The sequence below is a fragment of the Micromonospora sp. NPDC048063 genome (assembly GCF_043202855.1).
GTDB lineage: Bacteria > Actinomycetota > Actinomycetes > Mycobacteriales > Micromonosporaceae > Micromonospora.
The window spans coordinates 472,719-491,599 of sequence record NZ_JBIDBG010000001.1; the positions used below are offsets into that span (position 1 = coordinate 472,719).

The window sequence follows — 18,881 nt, forward strand, 5'->3', positions numbered from 1 at the left end:
CGACGCTAAGTCCGCGCGGGGCCACCCGTTCCGCGTTCGGCCTTACGGAACGCCTACCGAACAGGCACTTCTTACCATCCGGTGACGTACCGACGACTCGGCTGACAGGGGGCGGGGCAGACCGTACCGTCCGGTCGACATGAGACCCGGCGCCACACTTTCCCGCTCGCCCGTCTCCGACCGCGTCCCGGCGCGCGACGGGGGCGACCTGGTCGTGCTGGGCGTCGAGGCGGCGCTGCTGGCCACGGCCGTGGTGATCGGCGCGGTGCTGAACCATCGGGGTGTGGACCTGCACGCCGAGGCCGCGCCGCTCTACGCCACCTGGCGGCCGCACCTGGGCTGGGGCACCCCGGTCGCGCTGCTGGTGGCCGCGGCCGTGCTCGGGCCGGGGCTGCGGTGGGCCCGAGCGGCCCGGTGGGGCCCGCTGCTGTTCGCCGGCTACCTGGCGGCGGTGGCCTGGACGCTCGCCCTGGCGCTGGTGGACGGCTGGTCGGCCGGGCTCGCCCGGCGGCTCACTCCGCAGGCGGAGTACCTGCACGAGGTGCCGCGGGTCACCGATGTCGGGCGGATGCTGGTCGGTTTCACCGACCGGATCCTCGACTTCCAACCGGACTCGTGGTCCACCCACACGGCCGGCCATCCGCCGGGAGCCCTGCTGCTCTTCGTCGGGCTGGACCGGATCGGCCTTGGCGGCGGGACGGCGGCGGCGTTGGCCTGCGTCCTGGTCGGGGCGACCGTGGCGGTGTCCGTGCCGGTCACGCTGCGGGCGCTGGGCGCGGGCGAGGCGGGTCGGGCGGTGCTGCCGTTCCTGGTGCTGCTGCCGGGGGCGGTCTGGGTGGGCGCCTCCGCCGACGGTGTCTTCACCGGTGTGGTCGCCGCCGGTTTGGCCCTGCTGGCGGTACGCGGGCCCGCGATCGCGCTGGCCGGCGGGCTGCTGCTCGGCTTCGCGCTGTACCTGTCGTATGGCTTCGTGCTGGTTGCGCCACTGGCCCTCGCGGTGCTGGCGTTGCGGCCGGCGCGCCGGCGCGGCGCGATGTTCGCCGGTGCGGCCGGGGTGGCCGCGGTGGTGGTGGTGTTCACCGTCGCCGGCTTTCAGTGGTGGCGGGGGTACGACCTGGTGGTGGAGCGCTACTACCAGGGCTGGGCGGCCGACCGCCCGTACGGCTACTGGGTCTGGGCGAACCTGGCGGCCCTGCTGCTCGCCGCCGGACCGGTGGCCGGGCCGGCGCTGCGCCGCGCACTGCTCGCGGCTCGGGCGGGCCGAGGGGCGGTGACACGGGTCGGAAGTGGTCCGTCGGTCCCGTTGGCCAGCGGCCCGGAACCGGGTGGTTCGGCGGTGCGCGGCCTCGTGCGGCACCACCGGCTCGTCGCACTCGCGTGGCGGGCCCGCGAACCGACCATGCTGCTGCCGGCCGCCGCCGCGCTGGCGGTGGCCGCCGCCGACCTGTCCGGGATGAGCAAGGCCGAGGTGGAGCGGATCTGGCTGCCGTTCGCGGTCTGGCTGCTGGTCGCCGTCGCGCACCTGCCCGCGCCGGCCCGGCGTTGGTGGCTGGCGGGGCAGGCGCTGACCGCCCTCGCCGTGAACCACCTGCTGTTCACCGTCTCCTGACCGAACGCCGACCTCGCCGGGGGCGGGTGGGGCCGCGACCCGGGACGGCCGGGGCGGTCGCCGGCGGGGTCGCCGGGCGGGCCAGCGGGCGGCGGGTGCGGTGGTGTGGTCAGACCGCCACGGCGGCGGGCTCGCGCAGCGGGTCGGTGGCGAAGGCAGTCACCCCGTCGACGAAACCGACCCGGGCGGCATAGCCGAGCAGTTCGCGTGCGCGAGCGGGGTCGGCCACCACGTGCCGCACGTCCGCGGCCCGGGCCCCGCCGACCACCACCGGCGCCGGCCCACCCATCGCCGAGGCCAGGGTGGCGGCCAGGTCGCCGACGGTGTGCGGCTCGCCGGAGCAGACGTTCACCGGCACCAGGCCGTCCGGGGTCGGCGCGGTCAGGGCCAGCAGGTTCGCCCGCGCCACGTCGGTGACGTGCACGAAGTCGCGCCGCTGCCGGCCGTCCTCGTAGACGCGCGGCGGCCGGCCGTCCGCCAGCGCCGACCGGAAGATCGACGCGACCCCGGCGTACGGGGTGTCGCGGGGCATCCGGGGACCGTAGACGTTGTGGTAACGCAACGCCCACACCCCGCCCCCGGTCTGCCGACCCCAGGCGGCGGCGAGGTGCTCCTGCGCCAGCTTGCTGGCCGCGTACGTGCTGTGCGGCTCCAGCGGGGCATCCTCGGGCACGAGTGCCGGGGTGAGGGTGCCGGTGCACTCCGGGCAGGTGGGGTCGTACCGGCCGGCGGCCAGGTCGGTCGGGCGCCGCAGGGCGGGCCGGACGACGCCGTGCCGGGCGCACACGTAGCGCCCCTCGCCGTACACCACCATCGAGCTGGCCAGCACCAGGCGGGACACACCGGCCCGGTGCATCGCGGCGAGCAGCACCGCCGTGCCGTAGTCGTTGTGGCTGACGTAGTCGGGGGCGTCCGACGGGTCCAGCCCGTGTCCGACCATCGCCGCCTGGTGACAGACGGCGTCGACGCCGCTCAGCAGGTCGTCGAGCAGCCCCGGGTCCCGGATGTCGCCGACCACCGGGTCGTGCCGGCGGGACCATTCGGGAAGGGCGCCCCCGTGTGCCTGCGGCAGCAGCGCATCCAGGCACACCACGTGGTGCCCCTCGGCGACGAGCAGGTCCGCGACCTGCGATCCGATGAATCCGGCGGCGCCGGTGACGAGTACGCGCATTCCCGTCACGCTAGGTCAGACCGGTGGCCCCGCGGGCCGGTTCCGGTCGGACGTCAGCCTTCCGTAAGGGCCCTCGGTGATGCGGACCGGCGGTGAGCTTCGGTAATGCGGCAAAGCCCGCCGGCGGGTGGTGCTGCCGGTTAGCGTGCTGCACGAGGGCCCGCCGCGCCGGGCTCGACGACTCGCCGCCAGGAGAAACGTGCCCGCCGACCCGCCGCCAGACCCGCCTCCGGGGCCCGACCCTGGCGGGCCGACGCGGGCGTCCGGCCGGCCCGAGCCCTCCGCCGTGCCACCCCGGCCGTCCGCCGGGACAACAGACAGCCAGGGGTACGCCTACCCGGCGCGGCTGTGGCGGGCGCTGGACCGGCACCGCCCACCGGGTGCCGAGGCGGCCGCCGGCGCCTGGCGCAGCCCGGTACGCGGCCCGTGGCTGACCTCGGTGTTCGGTGCCGTCCTGCTTGCCGCGCTACCGCTGGTGATCATCACCGGGCTGTTGGACTGGATCGCCTACGGTCCCCGCCTCGGCCAGGCCTTTCCCCGCGACGTGGGCTGGCTGCACCCGCCCGTCTTCGACTGGCCGACCCGCCCGGCCTGGCTGTTCCGGGTCACCCAGGGCCTGCACGTGACACTCGGCATCGTGCTGGTGCCGGTGGTGCTGGCCAAACTCTGGTCGGTGGTGCCGAAGCTGTTCGACTGGCCGCCGGCTCGATCGACGGCTCAGGCGTTGGAGCGACTGTCGCTGTTGCTGCTGGTCGGCGGGATCCTCTTCGAGATGGCCACCGGCCTGCTCGACATCCAGTACGCCTACCTGTTCGGGTTCGACTTCTACACCGCGCACTGGTACGGCGCCTGGGTCTTCACCGCCGCCCTGGTCACGCACGTGGCGATCAAGTTGCCCCGGATGGTCTCCGCGCTGCGCGGTCCGGGCTTCGCGCGTACCCCGCCGGCCGGGACCCGACCGGAGCCGGCGGACCCGGACGGTCTGGTTGCCCGGCGCCCCGGTGCGGCGACGATGAGCCGACGCGGAGTCCTGGCCCTGACCGGGGGCGGCGCGCTGCTGCTCGCGGCGCTGACCGTCGGGCAGAGCCTGGACGGCGTGCCGCGCCGCACCGCGCTGCTGCTGCCTCGGGGGCGGCGGCACGGCGACGGGCCGAACGGCTTCCCGGTGAACCGCAGCGCTGCCGCAGCCGGCATCCAGCCCGTCGACACCGGGGCGAACTGGCGGCTCAGCGTGCGGGGCGGCGGCCGCACCGTGGAGTTGGACCGTGTCGGCCTGCTCGCGATGGCCCAGCACACCGCGGACCTGCCGATCGCCTGCGTCGAGGGCTGGTCGACGGCGCAGACCTGGACCGGGGTGCGGCTGCGCGACCTCGCCGCCCTGGTCGGCGTGCCCGAGTCCGCCCCGGCACGGGTCCGATCGCTGGAACGGAGCGGCCTGTTCCGTCAGACCCGGTTGCAGCCCAACCAGGTCCGCGACCCGGAATCGTTGCTCGCCCTGCGGGTCAACGGCGTCGACCTGTCCCTCGACCACGGCTACCCGGCGCGGATCATCGTGCCGGCACTGCCCGGCGTGCACTGCACCAAGTGGGTCCGGGAGATCACCTTCGAGGAACGTGCCGATGGTTGAGTTCCGGCGCGGCTACGGCGCCGCGCCCTGGCACCTGCTGCTCCTGCTCGGCTGTTTCGCAGTGACGGGCTGGATCGCGTTGCGGCTGTCCGGGGAACCGGCCGCAGGCGGGATGCTGCTCTGGTTCCTCGGCGCGGTCATCGCCCACGACCTGCTCCTGTTCCCGGTCTACGCGTTGATCGACCGGGGGCTGCGCGCCGCCCCGGGGCACCGAGGCACACCGTCGGCGCTGAACCACGTGCGGGTGCCCGCGCTTGCTGCCGGGCTGCTGCTACTCGTCTACCTTCCCGGCATCCTCGGTCTCGGCGACGAGACATACACGGCGGCGACCGGCCTGGCCCCGCGACCGCTGCTGGTCCGCTGGCTGGCGATCAGCGGGGCGCTCTTCGCCGCCAGCGCGGCGCTCTACGCGTTGCGGCGGCGCTGACCGTTCCGCAGGCCAGGCTTCGCCGACCTCTGGCGACTGGGCTCGCGACGCCAGGCCAGGCTTCGCCGGCGTCTGACGACTGGGCTCGCGACGCCCTGCGACCTCGGTGGTGCTCGGGGACGCGGCAGGTGGACGGGGACTCGGCGCGGGGGGTCGATGAGGCGGGCGCTCCGGCTGCTGGCGAAGGAGTTCGGACGGCGGATCGCACCGGAAATCGAGTGGACAGGGAACTTGTATCGAGTTACAAGTTGTAAGCATGTACAGATTTACTGGGAGGTGACGTCGTGCGGGTCATGAGCCGGGACGAGGTGCGCGGTGCGATCGCGAACCTGGACGCGGTCGAGAGCAAGGTGCGTCTGCCGGCCTGGTTCGACGAGGTCGCGTGGGGCAAGCTCGACTACCTCGGGTGGCGAGATCCCCGAGCGCCATTGCGGGCCTACCTGGTCACCGACATCGACGGCACGGCGTCGGGCGCCCTGCTCCGCCAGAGTCCGAGCCGGGCCGAACTCGGCGGGCGAGCGGTCATGTGCTCGCTGTGCCACTTCATGCGGCGCTTCAACGAGGTCGCCCTCTTCTCCGCGCCGCGCCCCTCCGCGGACAAGCGCCAGCGGCTGAGCACGCTCGGCATCCTCGTGTGCACCGACCTCGACTGCGCCACGAAGGTGCACAGCGCGCCCGTCCTCGGACCGCTCGACCCACCGGTTGACGAAATCATCCGGGCGCGCAGGGAGGGGCTGCGGATGCGTACCGTCGCGTTCCTACGCTCGGTGTCGAGCACTCCGAGAACCGTACGAGGGAGGCGATGATGGCGTACCTGGCGCGTGCGGAGCGGCGCCGCTCGATCGTCGAGGCGGCGGCCGCCGTGGTCGAGCGCGACGGCCTGAGTGCGGTGACGGCGAGAATCGTGGCGGACGAACTTGGCGGGTCACCGGGCCAGATCCATCACCACTTCGCGTCAACCGACGAACTCGCCGCCGAGGCCTGGCGGCACTACGCCGCGCAGCAGATCGACGAGTACGAGCGCGACGTCGACGGCCTCGACGCGTACGACGCGCTCGTGCTCTTCTTCGCCGACCTCGTGAGCACCGACGGGGACGGGCACGCGCTGGCGCGGTGGGCCGAGGCGGGCGCACACGCGCAGCAGCGTCCCCTCGTCGCGAGGAGCTACGTCGAGACGCTCTCCCGGCTGACCGACGTCCTCGCCTCGGTCCTGGCCGGGGACTCCGAGGCCGCGCAGGCGCGAACGGCCGCCTGGCGGATCCTCATGCTCGGAGTCGGGCTCGCCGGGCTCACCCGCATCACCGAGGACTCACCCGTGCCGGCTCGTGACGTCATGCTGTCGGCGATCGGAGCAGAGACGGGCCGACGCTGAACCACACCCGTTCCTTGCCGGCGACCGTGACGCGCTGGTCGCCGACGAGCGCCCCCTGGCGATCAGCGGCGGGTGGTCACCTGTACCGCGAGACGTGGCGCGCGATCGGGGCTCGGCGCCGCTGTCAGCCCGCGAAGGTGTGCTCGGGGAACCCCGGCACCTCGGGTCGGATCCGGAACAGTGCCCCCGCCGGGGAACGGTCGTCGGCCGACAGGCCCTGGCGGGAGGTGGTGATGTAGAGGTCAGCGTGGTCGGGGCCGCCGAACGCGCACGCGGTGGGGCGCCGAACCGGCAGCTCCACGACGGCGGTGAGGCGGCCGTCCGGGGCGTACCGGTGGACGACGCCCCCATCCCACAGGGCGACCCAGACACCGCCCTCGACGTCGAGGCAGAGCCCGTCCGGCGTGCCCGCGTCGGGCGGCACCGCGACCATCGGCCGTCGGCCGTGCAGCTCGCCGGTGGCCAGGTCGAAGGCGAAGGCGTCCATCCGGTGGGTGGCCGAGTCGACATACCAGGCGGTCCCGCCGTCCCGGGTCCAGGCCAGGCCGTTGGAAACGGTGAGCCCGGTGAGCACCGTCTCGACGGCACCGCTCGGGCTGAGCCGGTACAGCGCGGCCCGACCCGGCGCGGCGTCGTACGCCATCGAGCCGCAGTAGAAGCGCCCGAGCGGGTCACATCCGCCGTCGTTCATCCGGATCGACGGGTCCGACCAGAGCTCGGGCAGCAACTCCACCGAGTCGTCCCCGAGCAGCGCGAAGCCCCGCTCGACGGCGGCGACGAGGCCACCGCCGGATCGCGGGCGCAGGGCCGCGACCACCGGGGCGACGTGCCGGCGGCTGACCGCCCCGGTGACCGGGTCCAGCGCCAGGATGTCCCCGACCAGCATGTCGACCCAGCGCAGCCGCTGGTCGTCGGGGCACCACACCGGCCCTTCGCCGTGTCCCGCGACCGCCGGGGTGACCTGTTCCGCGACGACCATCGAACCTCCCTGGTGTGCCGTACGTGGCGTGGGCTGCCCCATGTCACCGTCGCCGACGGGGTGCGGCTCGTCCGGTGTTCACAGGTAGTCGGCCGGCCAGTGGAAGGCCCCGGGCGCGCCGGTGATCGCGGCCAGGTGATCGGGCGCCGCGTGGATCGGCCGGACCATGCCGGTGGTGTCGGCCTCGGTCACCGGATCGGCCAGGAGACACGGTAGTGCCGCCTCGATCGCCGGGTCGGCCGGCAGCCGGGCCACACAGTGCCCTACGCCGCGTTCGGCGGCGGTGCGGGCGACGGCGCTGAACAGGGCGCGCAGGGCCTCCGGCCGGTCAGGCCAGGCAGCGGCCTCGACCACTCGGACGCGCCCGGGAGACCACTGCGCGGCCAGGTAACCCGCCGTCCGGCCGCGGTGCCGGGCCACCAGCATCTCGGTGGGTGGGGCGTACCAGACGGGCACCCGGAGCCGCCAGTCGTCGGCGTCCCGCACGGTGCTCAGCGGCCGGTGGGCGTTGAACGACTCGTGCACCGGGGCGAGTTCCGCCCAGTCCACCGGGGACTGTGCCCGCACGGTCCAGTCCGGTGGCAGGGGGACGCCCGCCGCCGGTCGACCGCTCGGGTGGCGCAGGGTGAACGTGCGGTAGCCGCTGCTCAGGTAGACGCCCGGTGTGCCGGTGAACAGCAACGACCAGGCGCAGCCGTCCGCCGCCATCGCCGCGACGGCCAGGTCGAGCAGGCGGCGGATGTGACCCCGCCCGCGTGCCTGGACCCGGGTGGCGACGTTGGCGATCCCGCCGACCAGGTCGGCGCCGCCGGCGGCGTTGCGTACCCGGCGGGGCAGGTAGTAGACGGCGGCGACGACCGCTCCGGCCTCCACCGCGACGAACGTGCGTCGGAAGCGGTCGCGGTCGTGGGCGTAGAGCCGGGTCACGTGCGCGTCCGTGAACGCCTCGGCCCACGTGGCGTAGAGCGACGGTACGTCCGCCGGCGTGGCCGAACGGTACTCGACGGGGGCGGTCACGCGGGCGCGAGCACGTTGCGCTGCCGGCCGAGCCCGTCGATCTCCGTCTCCATCACGTCGCCGGCCGCCAGGTAGGGGAACCGGCCGGACAGCGCCACCCCCTGCGGGGTGCCGGTGTTGAGGACGTCGCCCGGTTCCAGCACGGTGAACTGGGACAGGTGCCAGATCAGGTACGCCACGTCGAAGATCATGTCGACGGTGCGGGAGTCCTGCCGAGGCTCGCCGTTGACCCACGAACGCAGCCGCAGCGCCTGCGGGTCGCCCACCTCGTCCGGCGTGACCAGCCACGGGCCGAGCGGGTTGAAGGTCTCGCACGACTTGCCCTTGGACCACTGGCCGCCGGGGTCCGCGAACTGGTAGTCCCGTTCGGACACGTCGTTGGTGACCGCGTACCCCGCCACGTGGGCCAGCGCCTCAGCCGGGGAGTCCAGGTAGCGGGCGCGTCTTCCGATCACCACGGCCAGTTCCACCTCCCAGTCGGTCCTCGTCGAGCCACGCGGAACCAGCACTTGGTCGTACGGGCCCACCACGGTGTTCGGTGACTTGTGGAACAGGATCGGCTCGTCGGGCGGGGCGACTCCGGACTCGGCGGCGTGCGCGCTGTAGTTCTGCCCGATGCAGAGCACCGCCCCGGGCCGGGCGATCGGGGCGCCGATCCGCTCCCCGGTCACGTCGAGCAGCGGCAGCGGCCCAGCCGCTCGGACGCGCCCGACGGGGTCCGCGGCGAGGAACGCCGCGTCGATGTCGGCGGTGATCCCGCTCAGGTCGAAGTGGTTGGCACCGTCGAACAGCACCGGCCGCTCGGCGCCGACCGGGCCGATTCGCATGAACTTCATGATGTCCTTTCTGGCGACGGCAGGGCCGCGGGCGGGCCCGGGTCCAGCGCGTACGGGTCGGGTGGGGGACGGCGGGTCAGCCCGTGCGGGCCAGCATCTCGGGCGTCACCGCGTGGGCGAGGGGCAGACCGGTCACATGCCGGATGATCTCGTCGACGACGATCTCGCCCTGCCGGCGGCGACCCTGCACCGTCCCGGCGGCCTGGTGCGGGGTGAGCAGCACGTTGGGCAGCGCCCGCAGCGGGTGGCCGGTGGGCAGCGGCTCCTCGTCGAAGACGTCCAGCGCGGCGTCGATCCGGCCGCGGGACAGCTCCGCGACGAGCGCCGCCTCGTCGACCAGCCAGGACCGGGCGGTGTTGACCAGACCGGCGCCGTCGGGCAGCAGCGCCAGCTCGCGGGCACCGAGCAGGTGTCGGGTCTCCGGCAGGGTCGGCGCGTGCAGCGCGACGATCCGGCTGCCGGCGAGCAACTCGTCCAGGCCGACCAGCCGGGCGCCGAGCGCCGCGACGTCCGCCGCGGTCAGGGTCGGGTCGTACACGCTGACCTCCGCCCCCAGGGCCCGGACCAGCTCCAGGTACGCCCGCCCGGTGCGGGACGCGCCGACGACGCCGACCGGGCAGCCGAGGATCTCGTGCCGGGGTGGCGCCTGTTCCGCCCGGCTCCAGCTCGTGCCGCCGCGCAGCGCGTGGTCGAAGCGGGGCGTCTGGTGCAGCAGGGCCAGGGTGAACGCGAGCGCGACCTCGGCCACCGACCGGGCCATGCCCTGCCCCGCCTGGGTGACCGTGATGCCGCGGGCGAACACCTCGGGGGTCACGAACGGCTTGACCGACGCGCCGGTGTGCGCGATCAGCCGGAGCGCGGGGGAGCGGTCCAGCAGGGCCGCGTCGAGCCGAGGAACGCTCCAGGAGGTCACCAGCACCTCGGCCCGGGCCAGCAGCGGCGCCAGGTCGGTGCGGGTGAGTGCCGCGTGATCGTCGACCAGCGTGGCGTCGGTGACGGCGGTCAGCCGGTCGCCGACCCGGTCCGGGAAGAACTGGGCGCGCAGGGTGGCCGGTACGGACACCACGGTGACCGGGCGGTGCCCGCCGGGGAGCGTGGTCACGGGCCGGCCGTCCGGCGCCTCTGGCCTGCCGGCCGCCCCGGAGGGCTCACCGGAGCCAGTCATCGCGACGCTCCGCGACGAAGTCGTCGTCCGTCAGCCACGGGTAGGCGGTGGTCACCCGGGTCAGCTCCTCGGCCTGGCCGGGCGACAGCCCCTCGGCCGGGTCGAGGCACCAGACCCCGTCGAGCAGCCCCTGCCGGCGCAGCACCTCGTGGACCCCGGCGATGCAGCCGTCGAAGTCGTTCGCCGCGTCGAACACCGCCGCGTTCGCGTCCGTGAGCGCCGCCGCGCGGACGGTCAGCTCCGCCAGCGCCGCCGCGTCGCCCGAGCGGGCCGCCCGCACCCGGTCGAACATCGCCACCGCCGCCCGGGTCCACACCGCCCACTGGCCGAGCAACCCGCCGACGAACCGGCGGCCGGCGAACTCGCCGAGCAGGTCGCCGAGGATGTGGTCGTCGTTGCCGGTGTACAGGGCCACCTCCGCGCCCCGGTCGGCGGCGGCGATCCCGCGCACCGCCTCCAGCGTGCGGTACCTGTCGAACGGGGCCAGCTTCACCGCGACCACCGACGGCAGGTCGGCGAACGCCCGCCAGAACGCCGGGGACAGGCGCGGGCCGCCGATGGCCGGCTGGAGGTAGAAGCCGATCACCGGCAGCACCTCGCCGACCGCGCGCGCCCGCTGGAGCAGGTACGCCTCGTCGGCGCCCGGCACGACGGGGGACAGCAGCACGGCGTGGTAGCCCAGCCCGGCCGCCAGTTCGGCCTCGGCGACGGCCTGGACGGTGGGTCCGCACGCCCCGGCGACCTTCACCACCGGCCGGCCGGCCTCGGCGTCGACCGTCTCCGCGGCCATGGCGAGCACCGGCCGCAGCAGCCCGGCCTCCCGGACGGCGAACTGGGTGGTGTGCACGCCGACGGCGAGTCCGCCCGCCCCGGCGGCCAGGTAGTAGCGGGTCAGCGCTCGCTGCCGTCGCTCGTCGAGGCGACGGTCGGCGGTCAGCGCCAGCGGGTGCGCCGGGATGACGGTGCCTTCGCGCAGCAGTTCCAGGGACACGGTCAGAACCTCCCGTCGCGGACGGCGAACTTGGTGGGCTTGCCGGAGGTGGGCAGCCCGGCGGCCAGCCAGTCGGCCTGCCAGTCGATCAGGGTGCCCAGCGGGACGTCCGGGTAGCCGAACAGCGCGTGGCAGCGGGTGGCGTCGTTGAGCAGCGCCGTGGGCGCCTCGGTGCCGGCGTACGTCACCGGCTTGCCCAGGCGCGCGCCGAACCGGGCGGCGATCCGGCGCACCGGCGCGGTCTCCGGGCCGGTCAGGTTCAGGGTGCACACGTCGGCGGAGGCGTGCCGCAGCGCCCGCAGGGCGACCTCGTTGGCGTAGCCCTGCCAGACCGCGTTGACGTGGCCGGTGGTGACGTCGACCGGGTCGCCGGCCAGCACCGCCTGCCCGATGTCGGCGAGCACCCCGTAGCGCAGGTCGACGGCGTAGTTGAGCCGCAGCACCGCGACCGGGGTGCCCCGGGTCGCGGCGGCGTGCGCGAAGACCTGCTCCCGGCCGAGGCAACTCATCGCGTAGTCGCCGACCGGGCCGGTCGGGTCGGTCTCCACGCAGCCGCCCGAGGTCACCGGCACCATCGGGTAGACGTTGCCGGTGGAGAACGCGGCGATCCGGGCGGCCGAGTAGCGGCGGGCCACCGCGGCGGGCAGCACCGCGTTCACCATCCAGGCCAGGTAGGGGGCGGTGGCGGTGCCGAACTTCGCGCCCACCATGAAGATCACGTCGCGGGCGTCGGGCAGGCCGCCCAGGTCGCCGTCGCCCAGCAGGTCGAACGACACCGGCTCCACCCCGTCGGCGGCCAGCGCGTCGGCCGCCGCCCGGTCCGACCAGCGCGACACCGCGTACACCCGGTCGCCGGTGCGGCCGGCGGCGTCGAGCCCCCGGCGGGCCAGCCGGCACAGCGACGGGCCCATCTTGCCCCCGGCGCCGAGCACCACCAGGTCGCCGGAGTCGCCGGCCAGGTCGGCGACGAGCGCCGCCGACGGCCGGGCCAGCCGGTCCTCCAACTCGGACTCACTGTTGAACACTGGTCTACTCATCCCTTGATTCCGGACATCGTGACGCCCTCGGTGAAGTACCGCTGGCCGACGAGGTAGGCGGCGAAGATCGGCACGAACGCGACGACCGAGCCGGCGAGCATGACGTTGAGCGGCACGTTCTCCTGCTGGAGGGAGGCGATGCCGACGGTGAGCGTGCGCATGTCCCCGCTCTGCCCGATGATCAGCGGCCAGAGCAGGTCGTTCCAGTGCCACAGGAAGACGAACACGCCGAGGGTGGCCAGGATCGGCTTGCACAGCGGCAGCACGATCCGCACGAACATCCGCCACTCCGACGCGCCGTCGATGCGCGCCGCCTCGAACAGTTCGTCCGGCAGGCCCTGGATGAACTGCCGCATGAGGAAGACCGCCTGCGCGTTCGCGAGCGTCGGCAGGATCAGCCCCCAGTAGGTGTCCACCCCGCCGACCTTCGCGATCAGGATGAAGGTCGGGATGAGGGTGACGTGGTAGGGCACCATCACCATCGCCAGGAACGACCAGAACATCGTCTCCCGGCCGGGAAAGCGCTTCTTCGCGAACGCGTACCCGGCCATCGCGGCGAGCAGGAGCACCGCGACGACGCTGACCACCGAGTAGATCGTGGTGTTCAGCAGCCACCGCAGGATGTCCCGCGAGTCGAGCACGGTGGCGTACGCGTCGAGGTCGATCGGCCAGGGCAGCAGGCTGCCGGGGAACTCGACGGCAGCGGTCGGCTTCAGGCTCAACACGACCATCGCGTAGAACGGGAACAGGGTGACCACGCTGGCGACGGCGAGCAGCACGTACCGCAGCGCGGTGCCGGCCGGTCCGGGCTGCAACGCCCGGTACGACCGACGCCGCCGCTTCGCCGGCGGGGGTGGCGTGGTGGGCGCGGGCGTGGGGGCCGTGCTCGTGGCGGTCACTTGTTCCTCCCGAGGGCCAGCCGCTGCACCAGGGCGACGACCAGGGTCATCACGAACAGGGCCACCCCGATCGCGCTGGCGTAGCCGAGGTCGAAGTACTTGAAGCCCTGGTCGTACAGGGCCATGACGAGGGTGTAGCTGGCGCGGGCCGGGCCGCCGCCGGTCATCGCGTACACGAGGTCGAAGACCTGGAAGGAGGCGGTGGTCTCGATCACCAGCAGGAAGAACAGGACCGGCTTGAGCTGGGGCAGCACGATCCAGCGGAACCGCTGCCACGGGCCGGCGCCGTCGGTGAGCGCCGCCTCCTCCTGCTCTCTGGGCAGGTCCTGGAGCCGGGCCAGCACGATCAGCATGCCGTACCCGAAGTGTGACCACACGCCGACCAGCGCCAGCGCCGGCACCACCAGCGCGCTGGAGGCCAGCCACGAGTCGTCGGGCAGGCCGAGCCAGCCCATGATCCGCGACCACGGGCCGTCGGAGGAGAACACCCAGGAGAAGACGGTGGCGACCAGGACCAGGCTGGTGACCACGGGCAGGAAGAACACCGACCGGAAGAAGCCGACGCCGCGGAAGCCGCGCCGGACCAGCAGTGCCAGCCCGACCGACACGGCCACGGTCAGCGGCACGTACAGCAGGGTGTAGACGACGGTGACCCGCAGCGACTGCCAGAACACCGGGTCGTCGACCAGGTGGCGGGCGTTGTCCAGCCCGGTCCATTCGGCGTCGCCGCCGATCGTGTACTCCATGAAGCCGAGCACCAGCCCGGCGATGGCCGGGCCGAAGCGGAACGCCAGGAACAGCAGGAACGCGGGGAGGACGAAGAGCAGACCCCATCGTGCCTCGCGCCGGGCGATCACCCGCCGGGCCCTGCGGGCCGGCAGCTGAGCAGGTACGGCCATCTCGCCATCCTCTTCGCGGGTACGGACCGGCCGACGTGGCCGGTCGAGTGGTGCCCGGCCCGCCGCCGCGACGCGGCGACGGCGGGCCGGTGTGGGTCAGAGCAGCGCGTCGGCGGCCTTGGCCGCGTCGGCGAGGGCCTGCTCGGGGGTCTTCTTGCCGATCAGCGCGGCCTGGATCTCGGGGCCGAGCACGCCCATCACCTCGCGGCTCTTCTCGTTCAGCGAGCCGACGGTCATGCTCGGCAGGGTCTTCTCCAGCTCGCCGTTGACCGGGTCCTGGGCGTAGAGCGAGCCGGCGGACTTCTTCGTGGAGAAGTAGCCGCCCGCCGTGTCGTACGCGGTGGCCACGGACGGCTGGGTGGCGAAGGTGATCCACTCGCCGGCGGCCTTCTTGGCCTTGCTGCCCTTGAGCATCGACAGGCTGCCCACCGCGCCGTAGCCGACGCTCTTGACGTCGGTCAGCGGCGGGAAGATCTTGATGTTCTCCTTGCCCCAGAACGTCTCGACGTCGGCCGGGACGTGCTGCCAGGTGCAGGCCACCTTGTTCTTGGCGACGTTGGTCTGCTCGAAGGCGGGGATGTTGGTGAGCAGGTCCTTCTCCACGTAGCCGCCGTCGACGAGCTGCTTGAGGAAGGTCAGCGCCTTGACGCCCTCGGGGCCGTCGAACGCCACCGACTTGCCGTCGGCGCCGAACACGTCCCCGCCGGCCTGCCACAGCAGGGGGTAGAAGGACTGGTTCAGGGTGGCGTTCGGGTCGGCGTAGTAGTTGGTCACGTCGAAGCCCTTGGCCTTGAACGTCGGCGCGAGGGCGAGCAGGTCCGCCCAGGTCTTCGGGTACTCGGTGACGCCGGCGGCGGCGAACACCTTCGCGTTGCACATCAGCGGGTTGGCACTGGTCAGGATGGGCGCGCCGAGCATCTTGCCGTCCTGGGTGACCGCCTCGCGGAGGTTGTCCAGGTAGTCGGCCTTCGCGTCGGCCGGCAGGTACTCGTCGACCGGCTCGATCATCTTGCCGAACTTCCCGAGCTGGTCGGGGATCAGGTAGACCACGTCGGGGCCCTTGCCGCCGGCGATCGCGGTGGTCAGTGACTCCTCCCGCTTGGCCCACGGGAAGATCTCGACCTTCACGTCGACGTTCGGGTGGTCGGCCTCGAACGCGGCGACCTGCTTGTCCCAGAAGCCCCGGTGGGTGGCCTCGTCCGGGATCACCGGGTAGATCCACATGGTGACGTTCTGCTTGTCGCCGCCGGCGTCGGACCCGCCGCCGCACGCGGTGAGCAGTCCGGCCGCCAGCGCGGCGACCGCGACCGGCGCGAACCTACGAACTCGCATCTGTCCGTTCCTCTCTGAATGGTTCACTGCGCGGGCACGGTGACGACCGTGCCGGTGTGCCGGGCCGCCTCGGCGGCGAAGACCGCGAGGTGGCTGGCGAGGGTCTCGTCCAGTCCGGACCGGATGTGCCGGCCGTCGCCGGTGGCGACGGCGCGCACGAAGGCGTCCATCAGCCCGGTGTCGCCGCCGCCGTGGTCGTCGGCGGCGGTGGACCCGCCGACCGTGCCGGCGTCGAGGACCTCGATCTGGTCGGTGCGGAAGTCGTGCACCCGGACCCGTTCGCCGTCGCCGGAGAGCGAGCCGTGGGTGCCGAACAGTTGGGTCTGGCGGTGGGTCTGTTCGGTGAAGGCGGCCATGGTGAAGGTGGCGGTGACCCCGCCGGTCAGCTCCATCGCCACGACCTGGTGGTCGACGACGTCGTTGTCGCCGGCGTAGACGCAGCGTCCGTACGGGCCGGTGCGCAGCGCCTCGACCAGCGCGGCCTCGTCGGTGCCGTCGGTGACCACGCTGACCGGCCAGATCGGCCCGTGCTCGCGCAGCACCGGCAGGTACAGCTTCGGCGCCGAGTACGGGCAGTCCGGCTCGACCGGGCAGTCCAGGCACCGCTGCGCGGCGCCGGCCGGGGCCTGGTCGGGCCGGAAGTGGCGCAGCCCGCCGAAGCTGGCGACGCGTTCGATGCGCCGCCCGGTGACGTAGCCGAGCCAGTCCAGGTCGTGGCTGGACTTGGCCAGCAGCATCGGGGTGGCCAGGTCTTCCCGCCGCCACGGGCCGCGCACGTAGGAGTGGGCGTAGTGCCACCAGCCGACCGGTTCGAGGTGCTGGACGCTGACGATCTCGCCCAGCACCCCGCTGTCCACCACCCGCTTCACCAGGTCGGTGTAGGGGGTGTAGCGCAGCACGTGGCAGACGGCGAACAGCACCCCGGTGGCGCGGACCGCGTCGACGATCTCCCGGCACTGGTCCGCCGTCGGCGCGAGCGGTTTCTCCACCAGCAGGTGCCGGCCCGCCTTGGCGAACGCGACGGCCGGCTCCACGTGCATCCGGTCCTGGGTGGAAACGACGACCGCGTCGGCCGGCGCGTCCGCCGCCAGCAGGTCCCGCCAGTCGGCGTACGCCGCCGCGCCGGGGTGGGCGGCGGTGATCAGCCCCCGCTGGTGGGGGCGCGGGTCGGCGACCGCGACGAGCCGCGCGCGTGCGGGGTTGGCGGCCACCCACCGGGCGTACGTCTGTCCCCGGTTCCCGGCGCCCACCAGCGCCACCCGCACCGGCCGGTCCTGCTGTTCCACCTGTTCCTCGCTTTCTCTCGCGCTCGCCGTCGCCGCGCTCAGACCGTCAGGTTTCCGGCGTCGCGCACCCGGGGCGAGGCGGCGGGCAGTTCCCGGGCCACGCCCTCCTCGACGCACCCGGTGTGGTGCAGGTACGACCCCTCGCCGAAGCCGGCGTCGGCCAGCCGCAGCTTCCCGCCGGTGAACTGCGCCCCGACGGCGGAGTACCGGTTGGTGCCGGCGTCGACGCTGACGTGGGCGGTGCCGGCGTCGACGGTGCTGCTGCGGTAGCCGCCCAGTTCCCACCGCACGACGCCGGTGGCCGCGGCGCGGGACAGCAGCGCCTTCGCCGCGTTCGTCCCGCTGAACACCGCCCCGGATCCGACGCTGATCCGCTGGTCGGCGGCGCCGGCGAGGCGGATGCCGGTGTCGGTGAACGTGCCGCCGGAGAGGCGCAGGTCGGCGGACTTCACGGTGACCGGCGCGGCGTCGGGGGCGCCGACGAACGTCACGTCGGTCAGGTGCAGCCGCCCGGTGCCGCTGAAGGTGTGGCCGTCGACCCCCCGGAGGGTGGTGCGGACCAGGTGCACCGGGGTGGTGACGCTGGCCTGCACCACGTCGGTGCCGGCCGTGGCGAGGGTGAAGGAGCAGCCCTCGATGACGTTCGGCCGCTGCGACCGGGTGGACTGCTGGGAGATGATCAGCGTGTCGTCGGCGGAGCAGCCGCGCAGTTGCACGCCGTCGGCGTTGACCCACATCATCCCGGAGCCGGCCAGTCCGGTCTTGCGGATGACCTGCACGTCCTCCAGGGTCAGGTCGGTGACCTTCACCCGGGCCACGAACCAGGAGCAGACGTGCTTGCGCACGGTGATCCGCTTGGCCGCCGAGCCCCAGGCCGCTCCGGAGTTGGCGAAGGTCATCAGCCCGGAGTTGCCGGTGTAGACGAGGTCGTGCTCGTACTGGCCGTGGGTGACGAACGGACCCTGGTCGTCGCCGTCGCCGTGACAGTTGGTGACGTAGCAGTACGCCGAGGCGGTCCAGTCGTTGAGGTGCCGGGCGTTGGAGGTGCGGCAGTCCTCGACGTGCCCGTACAGGCAGTAGATCTGCTGGGTCAGGTAGCCCGCGCCGCCCCAGGTGACCGAGGTGGGGTTCTTCAGGGTGCACCGGGTGGTGTGGAAGTACGTGCACCAGCGGCGCATGATCACCGGCCAGAACGTGCCGGTGGCGTCGACGTCGGCGACGTCGCAGTGCACGGCGTACTCGTAGGCGATCGGGTGGGAGCCGGTGTACTGGTCGGCGCCGTTGCCGGTGAACACCAGGTCGCGTACGTGCACCCGGCTGACCGGCTCGACCCGGGTCCAGGTGAGGGTGCGCCCGGGGGCCAGCTCCCAGCCGTTCTTGTAGTTGACCCGGATGTGGGTGCCGTCGACGATCTGGGTGACCTGGACGAGCTTCTGCAGCTCCTTCTCCCAGCGGCCGGCGAGCTGGTTGACCTCGACGGCGTACCACTGGCCGACGGCGAACGCACCGGAGTCGGCGACCTGGAAGGAGTCCCAGCCCTCCCGGACCGTCTCGGTCAGGGTGTGGGTGCGCACCTCGTCGGTGACCTTGCCACGGAAGAACAGCACGGCGGCGAACGGGTCGTCGCGGCCGGCGTCCTCGATCCCGTCGGTGGACATGGTGTGCCCGCCGAAGTCGAGCACGAGGTCGCTGCGGGTGAACCGGTGCCGCTTGACGAAGCGCAGGTCGGAGTGGGCCTCGATGCGGTGCACCGACGGGTCGTTCACCATGGCGTCCAGCGCGGCGTCGGCGGGGGTCTTGGCGTCGAAGACGCCGAAGTGCCGGAACTCGACGACGCCGTCGTGCAGCTGGAGCCAGCGGCCGGGCCCGGGCCGGTCGCCGTGCGGGTCGAGCACGGTGCCGCCGTTGCCCGCGGCGGTGCTGGCCGCGTTCCAGCGGACGAAACGGGCGCCGCCGTCGCCGGCGGCGTAGTGCCCGTCGACGTGCACGACCCGCCCGTCCTGCAGGGTGCCGGGATTCAGGGCGAGCAGGGCGGCGACGGTGCCGACGTGCAGGACCGCGTCGAGGCCGGGGGCCAGGGGGTTCGCCGTGCTGTCGGGCTCGGGGGCGGCGGACGCGGCGGTGGCGGGGGCGAGGGTGAGGGCGGCGCCGGCGAGGGCGAGCCCGCCGACCCCGGTGGCGCGCAGCAGGGTGCGGCGGGAGGTCGGTTCGGAACGGTCCATGGGGGTATCTCC

Annotated in this window: 17 protein-coding genes; 5 read left to right on the forward strand and 12 right to left on the reverse strand. The window is 73.5% G+C overall.

Annotation, left to right across the window (positions count from 1 at the left end; all coding sequences use genetic code 11):
- Positions 1–139 precede the first annotated feature (139 nt).
- The gene (locus ACGFZ2_RS02185) at positions 140–1,609 is read left to right on the forward strand and encodes a hypothetical protein (protein ID WP_393449198.1); all 1,470 of its coding nucleotides are present in this window, start codon (positions 140–142) and stop codon (positions 1,607–1,609) included.
- Between the two features lie 109 nt (positions 1,610–1,718).
- On the opposite strand, the gene ACGFZ2_RS02190 is transcribed toward ACGFZ2_RS02185, so the two are convergent.
- Positions 1,719–2,780, reverse strand: a complete 1,062-nt coding sequence (locus ACGFZ2_RS02190; RefSeq protein ID WP_393449201.1) for an NAD-dependent epimerase/dehydratase family protein — start codon at positions 2,778–2,780, stop codon at positions 1,719–1,721.
- Between the two features lie 286 nt (positions 2,781–3,066).
- Between ACGFZ2_RS02190 and ACGFZ2_RS02195 the strand changes: the two genes are divergently transcribed.
- The 4 genes from ACGFZ2_RS02195 to ACGFZ2_RS02210 all read left to right on the forward strand — a co-directional run bounded on the left by ACGFZ2_RS02195 (position 3,067) and on the right by ACGFZ2_RS02210 (position 6,206).
- Complete coding sequence (locus tag ACGFZ2_RS02195; protein WP_393449204.1) at positions 3,067–4,407, forward strand: molybdopterin-dependent oxidoreductase; 1,341 nt, start codon at positions 3,067–3,069, stop codon at positions 4,405–4,407.
- Positions 4,400–4,834, forward strand: coding sequence for a hypothetical protein (locus ACGFZ2_RS02200; RefSeq protein WP_393449207.1), 435 nt, complete (start codon positions 4,400–4,402; stop codon positions 4,832–4,834). Before ACGFZ2_RS02195 ends, ACGFZ2_RS02200 begins: the two co-directional genes overlap by 8 nt.
- A 293-nt stretch (positions 4,835–5,127) precedes the next feature.
- Complete coding sequence (locus tag ACGFZ2_RS02205) at positions 5,128–5,640, forward strand: FBP domain-containing protein (RefSeq protein ID WP_393450201.1); 513 nt, start codon at positions 5,128–5,130, stop codon at positions 5,638–5,640.
- The gene (locus tag ACGFZ2_RS02210; protein ID WP_393265837.1) at positions 5,640–6,206 is read left to right on the forward strand and encodes a TetR family transcriptional regulator; all 567 of its coding nucleotides are present in this window, start codon (positions 5,640–5,642) and stop codon (positions 6,204–6,206) included. Before ACGFZ2_RS02205 ends, ACGFZ2_RS02210 begins: the two co-directional genes overlap by 1 nt.
- Before the next feature lie 124 nt (positions 6,207–6,330).
- Here ACGFZ2_RS02210 and ACGFZ2_RS02215 read toward each other — a convergent pair whose 3' ends face one another.
- The 11 genes from ACGFZ2_RS02215 to ACGFZ2_RS02265 all read right to left on the reverse strand — a co-directional run bounded on the left by ACGFZ2_RS02215 (position 6,331) and on the right by ACGFZ2_RS02265 (position 18,869).
- The gene (locus ACGFZ2_RS02215; RefSeq protein WP_393449210.1) at positions 6,331–7,185 is read right to left on the reverse strand and encodes an SMP-30/gluconolactonase/LRE family protein; all 855 of its coding nucleotides are present in this window, start codon (positions 7,183–7,185) and stop codon (positions 6,331–6,333) included.
- Between the two features lie 78 nt (positions 7,186–7,263).
- On the reverse strand, positions 7,264–8,202 hold the full coding sequence (locus tag ACGFZ2_RS02220) for a GNAT family N-acetyltransferase (protein ID WP_393449213.1): 939 nt from the start codon (positions 8,200–8,202) through the stop codon (positions 7,264–7,266).
- Positions 8,199–9,038 (reverse strand): fumarylacetoacetate hydrolase family protein, encoded by an 840-nt coding sequence (locus ACGFZ2_RS02225; protein WP_393449216.1) that lies wholly within the window; start codon positions 9,036–9,038, stop codon positions 8,199–8,201. Before ACGFZ2_RS02225 ends, ACGFZ2_RS02220 begins: the two co-directional genes overlap by 4 nt.
- 76 nt (positions 9,039–9,114) lie before the next feature.
- Complete coding sequence (locus tag ACGFZ2_RS02230) at positions 9,115–10,203, reverse strand: hydroxyacid dehydrogenase (protein WP_393449219.1); 1,089 nt, start codon at positions 10,201–10,203, stop codon at positions 9,115–9,117.
- A complete protein-coding gene (locus ACGFZ2_RS02235) occupies positions 10,187–11,194 on the reverse strand; it encodes a dihydrodipicolinate synthase family protein (protein ID WP_393449222.1) in 1,008 nt (335 codons plus the stop codon). Before ACGFZ2_RS02235 ends, ACGFZ2_RS02230 begins: the two co-directional genes overlap by 17 nt.
- Before the next feature lie 2 nt (positions 11,195–11,196).
- Positions 11,197–12,231: an NAD-dependent epimerase/dehydratase family protein gene (locus tag ACGFZ2_RS02240; protein ID WP_393449225.1), complete on the reverse strand. Its 1,035-nt coding sequence runs from the start codon at positions 12,229–12,231 to the stop codon at positions 11,197–11,199.
- Positions 12,228–13,130 (reverse strand): carbohydrate ABC transporter permease, encoded by a 903-nt coding sequence (locus ACGFZ2_RS02245; protein ID WP_393265851.1) that lies wholly within the window; start codon positions 13,128–13,130, stop codon positions 12,228–12,230. The genes ACGFZ2_RS02240 and ACGFZ2_RS02245 overlap by 4 nt, the downstream gene beginning before the upstream one ends.
- Positions 13,127–14,029, reverse strand: coding sequence for a sugar ABC transporter permease (locus ACGFZ2_RS02250; RefSeq protein ID WP_357692896.1), 903 nt, complete (start codon positions 14,027–14,029; stop codon positions 13,127–13,129). The genes ACGFZ2_RS02245 and ACGFZ2_RS02250 overlap by 4 nt, the downstream gene beginning before the upstream one ends.
- Before the next feature lie 96 nt (positions 14,030–14,125).
- Positions 14,126–15,361, reverse strand: a complete 1,236-nt coding sequence (locus ACGFZ2_RS02255) for an ABC transporter substrate-binding protein (RefSeq protein ID WP_393265854.1) — start codon at positions 15,359–15,361, stop codon at positions 14,126–14,128.
- Between the two features lie 23 nt (positions 15,362–15,384).
- The gene (locus tag ACGFZ2_RS02260; RefSeq protein WP_393449228.1) at positions 15,385–16,647 is read right to left on the reverse strand and encodes a Gfo/Idh/MocA family protein; all 1,263 of its coding nucleotides are present in this window, start codon (positions 16,645–16,647) and stop codon (positions 15,385–15,387) included.
- 38 nt (positions 16,648–16,685) lie between these two features.
- Positions 16,686–18,869, reverse strand: a complete 2,184-nt coding sequence (locus ACGFZ2_RS02265; protein WP_393449231.1) for a hypothetical protein — start codon at positions 18,867–18,869, stop codon at positions 16,686–16,688.
- Positions 18,870–18,881: the final 12 nt, after the last annotated feature.